Genomic DNA, 13,307 nt, shown 5'->3' with positions numbered 1-13,307 from the left:
TCATGATGAAAGCAATTGGTAAGGGAAGCTATAGGAACTCGGTAACCATAAGCGTATCCGTCCATGACAGTAGGTATGCGCTGTTTCGGCGTGGGGCCGTGGATAATTTATACCGGATGTCTCCGTTCCAGATACCGGGGCGTTCGCGGCGTGGTCTGTCGATGACTGACTATCAATATTCTTAAATGAAAAAACATAAACATGAAAAAAATAGTAAAAATGGGCTTGAGTGCTTGTATGGCATTCGCCTTTATGTTCGCGATGACGCTTAGCGTAGTTGCGCAGGATCACGTAGACGCTCCGACCGATAAGGCAAGCGCGGAATTTGTTGAGGCCAAAATATTTGCTTTTACCGTGCAGAAATTGAATACTGATGGATTCCAAAAGAAAGTAGGCAATCCGCTTTCGATAGAAGTTTTAGACAAGGCCCCTAAAGTTTTGAGCGAAGCCTGGTATCAATATACCGGACCATCCGCTACCGATCCTAATTTTGATTATGAGGAAGAAGTGATGAAACCAGAGCATTACACCAACATTGGTTCAACAAATACCGCTGGTTGTGTCAATGGCACCACACTTTGTGCCATCAAACTTACAGACAATGGCGAAGAACCAGACGAAGAAGAACTAGAATCACGTCAAACAGAGATTCTAAGCAACATGTCGGATTCAGATATCGCATTCCAAACTCTTTAATCTCTATTAGGTTAAGCCGATGTCCTTCAACGTAAGGCATCGGCTTATTTTATATCAGTTTTGTTTAATTCCAGTCAGTTCAATCACTTCCAGCGGTATCAAAAAGGCAAAATCCAGCTGATCCGCGGGCGTTAGTTTTATCTCCTGACCATCCACTATTCTTACGAGAGTCACCGCATAGCGATCATCTGCGGCCAATCTTCTTATATCCTCCCATCGCAATCCGCGAAAGGCCAATTCCCTTCTGCGTTCATCCAATATAAATCGAACCGTCTCGTCTTGATTCAGTCCGTTTATCACGTGTTCGTTTGCAAAACGATGTTTCATAATCTCGTTTAGATCTTGCCATGCCCCGTTTAAGTTATTCTGTCTGGCATTGCATTCCGCACGGATCAGCAAGACTTCCGCCGATGTGATCCCATTAAAAAGCGTACTGGAATTAACCGGATTAAAATTCCCCGAGAAGAAATAGGAGCCATCCGTGTTAAGCGTGAAAAAAAGTTGTTTCCTTAGATCGTCAGGCATATACATGTCGAATAAAACCGAATCGACTTTCGCTCTTGATGGAACCAGATTCACATCGCCCAAAATAGTTGAAAAGAAAATCACTTCGCTATTGAAGCGTTCAAATGGGTAGGGGGTGTTTTTTGGCAAACTGTTAAAATCCATCATTTCATAACCCATCTTAAGGCAGGAGTCGGCGTACAATCCGGCTTGCTCATAGTTACCCATCGATAGATAAAGCCTTGCTAACATTCCATAAGCGGCCTGTTTCGTGGGTCGGGTGGGATATCGCTGTTTGTCCAAAGAAAGCAGGGCCACGGCCGTATTCAGATCCTTGATTATCTGCCCGTAGGTGTCTTCCAGTGTAGATCGCGTTGATTCGGCATTAACATCCGCGGTGAGCCGCAATACAACACCGGGTTGCGTTTCAGCCTTTATCGGATCATAAGGCTTCGTAAAAACTTGCGTAAGCATATAGAATGCATACGCCCTGAAGAAAACCGCTGCACCCAATAGTTGATCCCTTTCTATTGAGGAATTATCATAACTTACCTCATCAATCAAATCGATGACCGTATTGAAATGCGTTACCTTATTGTAGGTAGATCGCCAGTGGAGCACATTTACGGGAACTTTTTCCCAGCCATAATATTCCTTGTATTGGACGGTCAAACTCGCCCATATTGCATCCTCCAAATAGTAATCATCGGTAGCTATTTCTCCCAATCCGGTGTACTCGTTATTCGCTAAGAGCGCATAATCAAGAAGCGCTTGTAAATCCGCTCCCGTGTGTGGTACGGCCATGGTTTGGTCTTGCTTTATGGAGAGAAAATCTTCACAGCCCCACAGTATCAGCGCAATTAGAAATGCGACACCCCGAATCAAATGTGTTTTCATCATGTCAGTTTTTTATCAGGTTATTAAAATGAAAGATTGATGCCTGCTGCTATACTCCTCGGTAGTGGAATGCCGTCTGCCACATCGGGATCAAGTCCAAGGCGGTTGGCACGCCAGACGAATCCCACATTATTTCCGAACAGAAACACCTCGGCGTTTTTCAGAAGCACGGTTTGGCCAGCACGAACGGGATCGAGTCGATAGGCAATCCGTATATCTTGTAGCCGTATGTGATCCCCCCGTTCGACGAGCACCTCGGAATTCCTGTAAAAGCTATTTGCCCGTGAGTCCGTAGGATAGACAAAGGCAGGTACGTTGGTGTGGAGTTCATCCCCCGGATGTTGCCACCGTCGGTAATAGTCAGCGTGTCCATTGTTTAACTCGATGAGACTGCCATAATCCAGTCCTTCTCTTCTGAAGTAGTATGAAAATTTGCCTGTTAAATTGAACGATATAGAGACGTTACGGAAGGTGACTGTATTTCTCAGCGAACCAAAATACAGCGGCCTGGCTGATCCATGCAATACCAAGTCTGTTAACCTGGTATTTTCCCGCGAGGCAATCTGCCGATAGTCCGCACTTGCTTCCCCGTTGAGATACCCCATGGGCTGGCCATTTTCCGGATTCAGCCCGGCCCATTGATAACTGTAGGCCCCGTATGCCATCGCTCCCTTATAAACAATCAAGGATCCTAAATTTGTATAAGATACCGGATTCAGTTCATCTTCGAAGGTTTCCCTAATCCAGTTATTGTTATATGCGAACACCAAATCCGTTGACCATTTCAACTTTCCAACCGTGTTTTGTGTGTGCAACTGCAAATCGAGCCCCCGACTTTCTGTACGCGCGACGTTCATAATCAGTAAACTTCTACCCGTGGATGGGTCTACCGGAAACGGGCTTAGCAGATCGAAGGTGTTTTTCTTGTATAGATCTATACTACCGGAAACCCGCCGATTCCAGATCGAAAAATCCAAGCCGAGGTTGTGGGTCGATACTTTTTCCCACCGCAATTCCCTGTTCGGGAGATTTGCAATTTGTGCAGCAGGCCAATCGATTCCCCACACACTGTTTACCGTGGTATAAGAAATCGTAGTAAGCGCCGACATACTGTTATCTACGTTACCGCTGTAGCCGGTCGAAAATCTAATGTTTAAACGATCGAACCAACCATCCGGGATAAAGGATTCTTTGGCCAAATTCCAATTTACGCCCAGCGACCATAAAGGCGTCCACTTGTTATTGGTGCTAACACCAAACAGATTAGAAGCATCTTTCCGGGCACTACCTGTTATAGTATATTTATCCAAAAAGGTATATGCCAGATTCCCATAGACCGATACGAACCGGTTTACGGAGCCTGCAAATGCCCTGGTATTGGGGATAAAGCTCGCAGCGGCAAGATTGGCATAAATCGGATACCGGGTATTATGGTCAATATTGGTCACAAAGGTAAGGTATTCGTCATCATACCCATAGGTATCGTAAGCGTTGGAAGTGGTTTTACGTTGCTGTACGTCCATTCCCAAAAGCCCTCTTAGCCGGTGTCTATCTGTCCAATCCTTGTTTATATTGGCCTGTCCCCTTAACCGGTGTGACGAAGCTGCTGTGTTTGTCAATCTGAGGATTCCTCCAAGAGGCACAGCGTAGCTTACTACACCATTTGCATCAATTTGGGTATAGCGGTTGATCAGGTCTCGTGTTGCATAATTTTCAAGCGATCCATGGTTTTGATGAATGCCGTTTTCGTTGCCGTACTGGTATTTTAGTTCCGCATTAGCCCACTGAGCAATTTTGTACGTTAACCCAACATTCATGAGAATTTCCCGCGTTAACACGTGGTTTGCGGGATTTCGAATCTCATCCAACGGTCTATATTGCCAGTCCAACAGTTTACCCTGCCCCGCGGTATCTAAAAATCCCATCCGGTAATCGTTGGGAACCGGCAGTGGTTGCCCATCGTCATCGGCAAAGCGGATATAAGGATACGGATAGCCATTACTTCCATAGTTGGCACCGGTGGTGCCGAGGGAAGCATATGTATTCCGGGTCTGTGTCCAAAATATCCGGCTGTCCAGTAATAGTTTTGTACCGATGTTAAATGAGTTTTCAAGCTTGACGTTAATGCGGTCATTCTCACTGCCCCGTTGTGAGTTCAACATCTTGTCATACCCGCCAAATAGCCTGAATCTGTGGTACGCGTTTCCTCCATCCATGCTGAGCGCATATTGCCGGTTAACCGATTGTCGATATATGTAATCCAGCATGTCTTCCCGGATATCGTTTGCCCGGTACTGATCAATCGCGTTGTATGCGTTTGTTGTATCCATTTTGCCGTCTCGGAGCTGGATAAGCAACTCTACAATGGGTGATAGCGCAGGCTTGGACCGTTTTGTTTCGTTGCTGTTATAAAACCCTTTGTCGAATAAAAACATCTCCATATCTATAATATCGCTAGCTTCCATCACTTTTCGGGCGTATAGATCGGGTTTGGCCGTTACATTGACCGAATGATTGAAGGAGACACGCGTAGGCTGCGAGAAGTCCGCCTTTTTAGTGGTAATGACGACTACGCCATTACCCGCTTTGGCCCCCCAAATCGATGAGGCAGCTGCATCCTTCAGTATTGTTACGCTTTCTATGTCATTCGGGTTGATGTTGGCAATGCTACCTTCGTAGGGGAAATTATCCAACACGATGAGCGGGGCAGTCGCTCCGACCTGAGCATTTCGCAGCGTACTGATTCCACGCACGTAAAGATCATGGTCCGGAGGCCCAACCGAGTTGATGTCAACCTTTCGATTGTTAAAATAGACGCCCGAAGCGATGTTTTCAATGCGACTAAGTACGTCCATACCTACACTGCGGTTTAACAGGGCATTGTCGATTTTTTCGAAGGATCCTGTAGCGCGTTCCAAGGGGATTTCTTCATAACCGGTTGAAACGATAACCTCCTCTAGTGCCCGGACTCCAGGCTGGAGCATCACCGTCAGCGGCTTTGCATAGGGCGTACGTAGGTTTATTTCGCTGGTTTCATATCCCAGAAAGGATACGTACAGCACTGTATCTTTTGGACTTATTGTTAAGACGAACATTCCTGATTCGTCAGTTTTCGTGGGCGAATTTCCGTTGGAAGACCTCACCAGTGCTCCGACCAGCGGCTTGCCGTCTGCATCGTTCACAACGCGGCCTGTTAGTTTTGTTGTTTGGCCCCATACCTTGCTTGTGCTGATTGTGCAACATATCAGTACGGTAAGAATAAAAAGTTTCATTGTTGTTGGTTTATTTGATTAAAATCTGAATGCTCAGGGCAGTTCGGAAAGCACGAAATAAGTCTCACCTTCGCGGTGCTCCAGACGACCGTTTAGGTTCAGAAATCTGTTTAGATCGGCACGTAGAAATGCTTGCCACGTCTCCTCATCGGTCGCTATGGGGAATGTTCCCTCGTAACAAATGCTATTTTGCTGATACCATTCTTCTAACGTTTGCCCACTATCAAGGGTGGCCATCCAAACCGCGTACCTCTCGGGATGCTCGACTTCCCAACAGATCTGTTTTCTTAGGGGAAACTCACTCCCTATAGCTATCCTGTACAGATCGATGATCGGCATATTTTTAAACGATATGCGTTTTATTCCCAGAAGACTATCTGCTTTGGTAGGGACCAAGACCCCCACCCCTTCCGTATAACCGGTAATAGCCGAATAGTATAAGGGACGACCGACATTATTTCGCATGCTGTTTGCTTCCGGATTGAGTCTCACGAGTGGTGCATTAAAAAATGATGTCATTTCCGTTTTCACCGGCCAGTTACGGGTATTGCCGTTTTGCAACTCGCGTATGGTGCGTGTGGTCACATGCTTTGTCCCCGTGAATGCACGGACTATCCCTTGTACATCTATCCACACTACATGCGAAATATATAAGTGGGGAAAGTGCTGTTTAAGTATCCGGTCTTCCACTATAAATGGCAGCTGGCTTTTATTCACATAACTATTACTGGGAATGAAGTCGGTTACCCGTTGTCGCTTTTCTGGTGTAACCGCTACTATTCCCACTTCACTGTCAAACGCTAAGCTTATCTTTTCCAATACCGGTAATGCAGCTATGCAGCCCTTGCATCCGGTGAATAAGAAATCGAGCAGAATGGCTTTTCCTTTGTAGTCGTTGAGAGTTATTATTTCTTTTTGATCCGGATGGTTCACCACCTGTATAGGCAAATGCCACAGGTAATCGGGGATGGTATCGCCGATTTGCAGGGGCGTAATTGTATCCGGAAGATTGCCCGGAGGCACAGCCCCGGAATAATCCGGGGACTGTGCGCGGGCTTCCAAACACATGCTCGTTAATAAGGTTAATATAGGCCAAAGCGCGGCCATTAAGCGTAATTTTTGCTTCATTCAATATTGGATTTAAGTCAGTTACAAGTTCAAGTTTTGTGTAACCGACCGCCATACCGGAAGAAAATGACTGCTTTTATTTGCGGATAAAGGGAAAAGACGCTACTTTTATGGAGATTGCGAATAACCGATAAAAATAGGCCGTCCTCAACCTATGGCAAACTTATGCGTTTTCCGCTGGTAGGAGGTCGGTAGCACCGGTATGCGGCCGAGGCCGTTTTTTGTGACCGGTGTTTGCGATTTATCGTTTATTCGGGTGACCGGATGATGTTTTTTAGCGGGTTTTGTTGGGATTGGCTAGACGCGCTTTGCTGGATGCAATAAGCATCGAGTGTCGCAAGTAATTTGCGGTAAAGGGTTAATCGGGGTTTGGTCGCTCCTGTTTTCATAATTGATAAATTAGTCAGTTTGAAAACAGGTCTCCCGCGGATGCGGGCAAATAGCAAACGGGTTTAAAACCCCAACGGGGCGAGCCTCGGTTGCTTTGCCTCTGGTACCGCCAAGAACCCCTTAGATCGAAATCTAAGTCCGACAAAAGCAAGACACGAAGCCCGCCCCACTGGATGGCACCTGCAAAGGTACGCAAACCCAAGAAAATGGGCGAACATTCGGTCTTCTCGTCGGATGAAACTGGCGGTTTCGAGGCGAGAGACCTGTTAAGAGCAGCATTGCGCCGCTGTTTATTTTTTGGTTTAAACACTGGTGCCGTCTCTTGGCTGCTTGATTAAACCGTTAAGACAAAAGTAAGCAAATAATATTTGATAACAAAACAAATACAAAATATTTTAATTTGGTAACGAAAAAAGTTTTAGCCAAAAAGGTAAGATTCGGGAAACGATTACAGGAGTTCAGGAGAGCAGCGGATTTGACCCAACGGGATTTCGCTGACTTTATGAATACCAAATCAAATTATATTTCTGAATTGGAAAATGGTCTATCTAACCCTTCTTTGGAAATGCTAATCCGCTATGCGAATTTCTACGGTATCGAATTTTACGAGTTGGCCAACCCAAATTTTCCTATTCCCAGCTTTGATCAGCTTCCTTCCGCAACCCGAAAGGCGATTCATACACTGAAAAATCGGCAACAAAAAGCTAAGGAAAAGGTGGAGGTACAAAAGAAGACCAACAAGCAGGAGGGGGTGCCGGGCCGTGCGAAACAGCTACATACGTTGTTGGAAGCTGGCTTCTTCAAAAAACCCAAGACAGGAAAGGATGCCTTTCTAAAATTATACCCGGGTATATCCAAAAAGCAGCTTACTGACCATACGGCCGAAATCGGCAAGATTACGGTTACCCTGGGACAGGGTAAATTCCTTAAACTTCTTGATAAATTAGATCCCGCACCGGGCACTACTACCGTGCGCTTTGTAGAGAAGGCTGTTGATCAAACCGGATATGCGGACTTGCACGTAAACGGCAACGTTGCAGCGGAGAAGAGTAAAGAAAAGCCACATCCCTAACGGTATAGCTTGATATCGCGGAACGGCAAAAAAGCTTCCGCTATTTCTTTTTCCCAGTGAGATCAGCCTGCTGTGTCTGGATTTTAGTTACTTTTTTAATGGAAAGACCAGAAAATTCAGCGGCATCCGTAATAGACAAGCCTCTGGCTAGCATCTTCTTAACAGATTGGATTTTTTCTGCTTCGGCTCGTTCTTTTTCAAGAAGTTTGGCCGCTTTCGCGCGCTCCCGTTCCGTAGCCCGTTCCTCAGCCAGAGATACGGCGTTCTGCCAGTCCCACTTGGCTTGTATGCTTGCGTTGTATGCCATCATCTACTTACCGATCCGGGTTTGGATTTCGGCGACCTCCTCGATGGAAAGGCCTGAAACTTCGGCTGCGTCGGCAATAGAAAGGCCTTTGGCAAGCATTTTCTGTACAGATTGAATCTTCTCTGCTTCGGCTTTAATCCGTTCCTGTTCGAGAAGCTTCGCGGCTTGGGCCCGCTCTTTTTTGAGTGCCTTTTCCACCGCCCGTTCCTCGGCTAGGGACACGGCGTTCTGCCAGTCCCACTTGGCCTGTATGCTTGCGTTGTATGCCATCAGTTCCTCCTCCGTCAAGTTAGAAATCTCCGCGATGTTGAAAATCCTCCGGAAAACCCGTTTCTTCATGAATGCCGGCAATCGGTCAGCCCCGCTCAGGTGCTTGAACAACCAGAACCACTGGTCCATGGCCGTCCGGATTTCCTCATCCGCTTTCACAAAGTTAGGCAACTCCAGGAATATATACTGCAATTTATTGTAAAATTTACGCCCCGTCTCCCGTTCGGCCAGTTCCATCCTGCGGATGTATCGCTCGCGCTCGTCCGGATCCATCCGGAACTCCAGAATGCCGATGAAATACACCTCCGGCAGGGCCGTGGTGCGGTAATCATCCCCCTGGGCGTAGTGGTTGCTGATGATGCGCGAGGTGCTGAACACCGTGCGGTCACGGAAATTGCGGTGGTCCATCCGCTGCATCTCGATCAGGAACACCTCGCCCCAATCGCCCACGCACCTCAGGTCGAAAATGATCCGGCGGTGGCTGCTGTTGCCGCCGAGTTCTTCGGTGGGTATATAGGCCAGATCGGTTATATGCTTTTCTCCGGCAAGCAGGTCGTTGAGCAGCTCGATGAGATTTCTCTTGTTGGAATCCCCGGAGAAAATTCGCTTGAAAGCCCAGTCGGTGAGGATGTCAATGTACTTACCCTCGCCAGGCAGTTCAGGTAGTTGTCTTTCCATGGTATAGATTTATTTGTGACAAAGATAGACATAAAATTGACAAAACTAAATAAATTAGCTTTTTTTGTTGTAAGAAGTAAGGGGACTATGCCTCACTTATGCAAACGGGAGCTTCATAAATCAACTCCCGACATCCACCCGTCGAAAAATCGCCCAACTCCAAAAAGCCAAGCAAGCTGCTAAAGTCAAAACACTCAAAGAAAAAGCCGAGCAAAAGGAAAAAGGGTTGCCTGGCAGGGCGGCCCAATTACATGCATTGATTGACAAGGGCTTTTTCAAGCGACCTAAAACAGCCCGGCAAGCCTTTGCTAAACTGAACCCAGGCATCCCCGAATCCACTTTTGGGAACTACACCGAAGAACTTACTAAAATCACCGGCACGCTTAGTAAGGGTAAGTTTGCCAAATTGCTGAATAAGTTAGAACCGAAGGGGAAGAGTACTGCCGTAAGATTCGTGGTGAAGGCAGCGAATCAAGCGGACTATGGAAACCCGAACAGCAGTATCAATATCGCGGCGGCGAAGAAGTAAAGAAAAAAGCCACACCCGTAAAGGCATGGCTTGATATCATTATTGATAAAACGTTACACGTTACCGTTACCTCTTTTTCTTGTCTAGATCAGCACGAACTTTTTGCACAAAATAGACTGGGACCTCGGCCACTCCTGCAGCAGTCGCATCATCCAATCCCAATTGCTGGATTAGATTGGCCACCACCTTATAGCTTTTAGCTTCCGCTCCCTTCTCGATACCCTTCGCTTGCCCTCTTTTATAAAATGGGTCTCTTTCTTCCTTAAAAAATGATGCTGCTTTTAACATAGCTACCTCCAATCGTGGTGTAAATTTACGTAATTGAATTAATATCCGCAACTGCATCAGCCGGCTTTCTTTGATGCTCACCGGCTCGGGCAGTGTATCAATTGTTCTCACAATGTCTTCGGTAAGGCCGCATGGATCTGCTCCCTTCAAATCCCCCAATAATGCGAGCATCTTAATTTCCGGTTGTTCTGCTCCAATGAACAAATCATACGACAGATCGGAGAAAGACAGCAACGTATACTGGAAATTAAAGTTGTACTGCTCCAGTCTATCGGGCATCGCCAATGGATCAGCCCCGACATACAGGACATATTGCTTAATGGGCAATCCGTGTATCTGATGCAGCAGAATCCAATAATCAGCCATCTGTACAGCCATCTTGGGATTGTTTTTGACCTGTATCTCGACCTGTAGGATGAAAACGTTGCCCTCGCTATCTTTTACTTTCCGCAACGTATCGGTTTCCTTCTGCCGTGTAATCTGCAATTTGTCTTTCAGTTCAGTAAACTCGACAATATCTAACCCGAGAACCTTCTCCACAAACATCGTCAGGAAAACAGGCGATATCTCACGAAACAGTTTATCGTAGATAGCGGCTTCAGTAATCTTATTCTTTTCATTAGGCATATCGCAAATATAAGAAACACGATGGTGAAAAACTAAATAAATTAGCTTTACAGCATAGCTATTGCGCGCGGATATGCCCAATGTGTTATCAATTTGTAAATCACGAATTCGATACTGTTAAATTTGACCAACTTCCGATATCCACCCGCCGAAAAATCGCCCAACTCCAAAACGCCAAACAGGCTGCTGTAGCCAAAATACTCAAAGAAAAGCCGAGCAGAAGGAAAAAGGGTTACCGGGTCGTCATAAGTTTGCGATCTCCGCGATGTTGAAGATCCTCCGGAACACCTGTTTCTTCATGAACACGTCAGGCAATGGGCACCACTCCCTTTTTGGCAGTGACCTTTTGTTTCGGTTTGCTTGCTTTTTTGCCATCCAGCCGGATCCGGTAAAAAGCGATGAGGCTAACCACGCCTACAGACAACCAGAGAAAATCGACCACGAAGATATCCATAGCCCCCATGCGTTGGGCATTCCACATCCATTTGCCTGTTTGGATGCCATTCACTAGGGGTACACACAGCGCCAGCAGCCCACCTGTCAGCAACGTTTCCCGGTTGGTGACATGCAGTTTGTGACGCGCGATGTAAAAAACAGACAGCGCCAGCCAGCTGTAAAAATACACCCGGTAGATAAAAGCCTGATCTGCGGCGGGATTGAGTTTGATGGCAATAAATGTAAGGGCCGTGACGGGTAGCATGGTCAGGCAGATGGCTACAAATACATTGGCCGCCCAAAAATTAAACTTCCGCTTGTGGGCGGGTATGCTCTTCTTATCCCGCGCTACCAGCCAGATCAGAATACCCGAGATAATGACGAGACACCCCATAATGCCCAGCACGAAAAAGCTGATTTTAACGGGATAGCCACCGAAATCCCCAAAGTGCAGCCGGTATACAAGTGCCTTGACGCGGTCTACGTAAGAGGCAGATGTTACTGGCGATTTCTCATGGACAATGGACTGCGTGGCGGGGTGGAAAACAATCTTACCGGCACCGGCAAAATTTCTACTGAAGTTTGGAACCGCGTCAATGGCGATGTGCATGCTCTCATCGCCGTAATTCTTGATGTATATACGGCTTACGTGGCTATCGGGCCACCGGTCGGCCACCTGCTTCAGGTACGGGTTGAGCGCTACGCGGTCGGGCAGCGGCTGATAGCGGTATTCATAGGTGGTGTCGTCGTTGTAGCCAAGTTCGGTATAGAGTTTCTCACTGTCGCCATCGTATAAGAATTTGCTGAACGGCAGGATCAAGACGCTATTTACAATCAGCACTACTCCGGTGACCGCATACATGAGCTGGAACGGGAAACCGATCACACCCAATGCGGTATGCATATCGGTCCACACGGTTTTCCACTTGTTCCAAGGCCGGAACGTAAAGAAGTTGGACACGATCTTATCCCAATGCAGCAACAGGCCGGTAATCAGTGCAAACAGAAAGAGGAAGGAGACGATACCCGCCACCAGATAGCCGAAAGGAGTTCCGATACGGATGGGCACCTGGTTGAGCTGCGCGAGAAAGTGCAACCGGTAAAGAAACTCGCCCATGTCATAGGATTCCGCATAGGATGCAGGTTGTTTGCGCTGAAAATCATACTGGAAGTACGCGGCATCCCCGTTGCCTCTGCCACGTCCCCTTCTTCCCTCAGGCTTCAGCTGCGCGGCAGCTTTTTTCTTGACCGTGGTATCCTGGGAAGCGCCCATATTTACATAGGTCTGCACGTTGTTATCCTGTATATAGAAGGTAATGTCTCTGCCCAGGAGGTTGTGTGCGGCATGGAGCGAATCCAGGAGGAAATCATAATCGTTGGCCGCGGCCTGGTGGGTATGGGCCGATCGGTTTTTTTGCCATGCGGATATTTCGTCTTTGAAAAAAGAAAACGATCCGGCAAAGAAAATCACGTATAGGATGGCACAGATGATGATACCGCTGATGGTATGCGTATTGAAATAGATGTTATAATTACGGATGTTCATACGGTCAGTTGTTTAGCAAGTAGTATGCGCCATAGAATATCACAATGAGTGCCAGGTAAATGCCCGATATCTTCCACCCACTTTTGCAGAGAAAGGCGACCAAGAGCAACACCGCCCACAGGATGTAACCTGTGATGAACGCGGTAACCACCACTTTTTTCTGATCAAACACGTGTGTGAGCAGCAGGTGCAGCGAGAGCATCACGAAGTAGCCCCCCACGAAACCCGCGGTGATTTTAAGGAAGCGCTGCCACGGAGAGCTGAGGTATTTTTTATTCGCGGGCATGATTAAAAGATGAGGGTTTCCAATAGCAGTGCTGCCACGGCCACGGCCGCCAGACTCGTGGTGTTAACAGTATGGAGCGGCCTAAGCAATACCAGCAAACTATAGCTGGCCATCAGGTATCCCACCATGGCAAACGTGCCCGATCCCAACCCCTGCAAGCAGGCAACTACCGCCCAACAGGCCACAAAGATCAAGGTACCGAGGATTCTTGCGAACACGGGTTTTCGGGCCATTTTTTGTAACCATCGGGGTTTACTTTCCGCCTTTACTTTGTCTGAAGCGACAAAAAACAGCAGGGTTCCCAAAAAGATCCCTATAAAAATTGTGCTATACATCAGCGTACCTGTTTAAGAAAAGCTTCCCGGATACCTTTACGGTCTTC

13 protein-coding genes are annotated in these 13,307 nt (G+C 47.1%); 4 read left to right on the top strand and 9 right to left on the bottom strand.

Features of this window, described 5'->3' with window-relative positions:
* The first annotated feature begins 2 nt into the window (after positions 1–2).
* Both BMZ56_RS25475 and BMZ56_RS21860 read left to right on the top strand, forming a co-directional pair.
* Positions 3–185, top strand: coding sequence for a hypothetical protein (locus tag BMZ56_RS25475; protein ID WP_143072990.1), 183 nt, complete (start codon positions 3–5; stop codon positions 183–185).
* A 16-nt stretch (positions 186–201) separates the two neighbouring features.
* A complete protein-coding gene (locus tag BMZ56_RS21860) occupies positions 202–696 on the top strand; it encodes a hypothetical protein (RefSeq protein WP_104443730.1) in 495 nt (164 codons plus the stop codon).
* A 54-nt stretch (positions 697–750) separates the two neighbouring features.
* On the opposite strand, the gene BMZ56_RS21855 is transcribed toward BMZ56_RS21860, so the two are convergent.
* Genes BMZ56_RS21855 through BMZ56_RS21845 form a run of 3 tightly spaced genes read right to left on the bottom strand, consistent with a single transcriptional unit; the run spans position 751 to position 6,497 of the window.
* The gene (locus BMZ56_RS21855; RefSeq protein ID WP_090630858.1) at positions 751–2,100 is read right to left on the bottom strand and encodes a RagB/SusD family nutrient uptake outer membrane protein; all 1,350 of its coding nucleotides are present in this window, start codon (positions 2,098–2,100) and stop codon (positions 751–753) included.
* A gap of 20 nt (positions 2,101–2,120) precedes the next feature.
* Complete coding sequence (locus tag BMZ56_RS21850; protein WP_090630855.1) at positions 2,121–5,369, bottom strand: SusC/RagA family TonB-linked outer membrane protein; 3,249 nt, start codon at positions 5,367–5,369, stop codon at positions 2,121–2,123.
* Between the two features lie 33 nt (positions 5,370–5,402).
* A complete protein-coding gene (locus tag BMZ56_RS21845) occupies positions 5,403–6,497 on the bottom strand; it encodes a peroxiredoxin family protein (protein WP_090630852.1) in 1,095 nt (364 codons plus the stop codon).
* Between the two features lie 790 nt (positions 6,498–7,287).
* Here BMZ56_RS21845 and BMZ56_RS21840 point away from each other — a divergent pair.
* Entirely contained in the window at positions 7,288–7,959 is a 672-nt protein-coding gene (locus BMZ56_RS21840; protein ID WP_177195254.1) for a helix-turn-helix domain-containing protein, read from the top strand.
* 40 nt (positions 7,960–7,999) lie between these two features.
* On the opposite strand, the gene BMZ56_RS21835 is transcribed toward BMZ56_RS21840, so the two are convergent.
* Positions 8,000–8,269 (bottom strand): hypothetical protein, encoded by a 270-nt coding sequence (locus BMZ56_RS21835; RefSeq protein WP_090630846.1) that lies wholly within the window; start codon positions 8,267–8,269, stop codon positions 8,000–8,002.
* A complete protein-coding gene (locus BMZ56_RS21830; RefSeq protein WP_090630843.1) occupies positions 8,270–9,214 on the bottom strand; it encodes an Rpn family recombination-promoting nuclease/putative transposase in 945 nt (314 codons plus the stop codon).
* Positions 9,215–9,440: 226 nt separating this feature from the next.
* Here BMZ56_RS21830 and BMZ56_RS21825 point away from each other — a divergent pair, with 226 nt between their 5' ends.
* Positions 9,441–9,743 (top strand): hypothetical protein, encoded by a 303-nt coding sequence (locus BMZ56_RS21825; protein WP_143072989.1) that lies wholly within the window; start codon positions 9,441–9,443, stop codon positions 9,741–9,743.
* A gap of 66 nt (positions 9,744–9,809) precedes the next feature.
* On the opposite strand, the gene BMZ56_RS21820 is transcribed toward BMZ56_RS21825, so the two are convergent.
* The 4 genes from BMZ56_RS21820 to BMZ56_RS21805 all read right to left on the bottom strand — a co-directional run bounded on the left by BMZ56_RS21820 (position 9,810) and on the right by BMZ56_RS21805 (position 13,260).
* On the bottom strand, positions 9,810–10,658 hold the full coding sequence (locus BMZ56_RS21820; protein WP_090630837.1) for a hypothetical protein: 849 nt from the start codon (positions 10,656–10,658) through the stop codon (positions 9,810–9,812).
* Positions 10,659–10,965: 307 nt separating this feature from the next.
* The gene (locus BMZ56_RS21815; RefSeq protein WP_090630834.1) at positions 10,966–12,639 is read right to left on the bottom strand and encodes a PepSY-associated TM helix domain-containing protein; all 1,674 of its coding nucleotides are present in this window, start codon (positions 12,637–12,639) and stop codon (positions 10,966–10,968) included.
* A 4-nt stretch (positions 12,640–12,643) separates the two neighbouring features.
* A complete protein-coding gene (locus tag BMZ56_RS21810) occupies positions 12,644–12,925 on the bottom strand; it encodes a hypothetical protein (RefSeq protein WP_090630831.1) in 282 nt (93 codons plus the stop codon).
* Positions 12,926–12,927: 2 nt separating this feature from the next.
* Positions 12,928–13,260 carry a hypothetical protein gene (locus BMZ56_RS21805; RefSeq protein WP_090630828.1) on the bottom strand — a complete coding sequence of 111 codons (333 nt, stop codon included), beginning with the start codon at positions 13,258–13,260 and terminating at the stop codon, positions 12,928–12,930.
* Positions 13,261–13,307 lie beyond the last annotated feature (47 nt).

It is taken from the genome of Parapedobacter indicus, from assembly GCF_900113765.1.
GTDB lineage: Bacteria > Bacteroidota > Bacteroidia > Sphingobacteriales > Sphingobacteriaceae > Parapedobacter > Parapedobacter indicus.
This window is presented reverse-complemented; position numbering and strand designations above follow the sequence as displayed.

Bases quoted from the DNA above. Each gene is read 5' to 3' on its own strand.
- BMZ56_RS21835 (WP_090630846.1), bottom strand. From the start codon at position 8,269: ATGATGGCATACAACGCAAGCATACAAGCCAAGTGGGACTGGCAGAAC.
- BMZ56_RS21850 (WP_090630855.1), bottom strand. From the start codon at position 5,369: ATGAAACTTTTTATTCTTACCGTACTGATATGTTGCACAATCAGCACA.
- BMZ56_RS21855 (WP_090630858.1), bottom strand. From the start codon at position 2,100: ATGATGAAAACACATTTGATTCGGGGTGTCGCATTTCTAATTGCGCTG.
- BMZ56_RS21820 (WP_090630837.1), bottom strand. From the start codon at position 10,658: ATGCCTAATGAAAAGAATAAGATTACTGAAGCCGCTATCTACGATAAA.
- BMZ56_RS21815 (WP_090630834.1), bottom strand. From the start codon at position 12,639: ATGAACATCCGTAATTATAACATCTATTTCAATACGCATACCATCAGC.
- BMZ56_RS25475 (WP_143072990.1), top strand. From the start codon at position 3: ATGATGAAAGCAATTGGTAAGGGAAGCTATAGGAACTCGGTAACCATA.
- BMZ56_RS21810 (WP_090630831.1), bottom strand. From the start codon at position 12,925: ATGCCCGCGAATAAAAAATACCTCAGCTCTCCGTGGCAGCGCTTCCTT.
- BMZ56_RS21830 (WP_090630843.1), bottom strand. From the start codon at position 9,214: ATGGAAAGACAACTACCTGAACTGCCTGGCGAGGGTAAGTACATTGAC.
- BMZ56_RS21860 (WP_104443730.1), top strand. From the start codon at position 202: ATGAAAAAAATAGTAAAAATGGGCTTGAGTGCTTGTATGGCATTCGCC.
- BMZ56_RS21845 (WP_090630852.1), bottom strand. From the start codon at position 6,497: ATGAAGCAAAAATTACGCTTAATGGCCGCGCTTTGGCCTATATTAACC.
- BMZ56_RS21805 (WP_090630828.1), bottom strand. From the start codon at position 13,260: ATGTATAGCACAATTTTTATAGGGATCTTTTTGGGAACCCTGCTGTTT.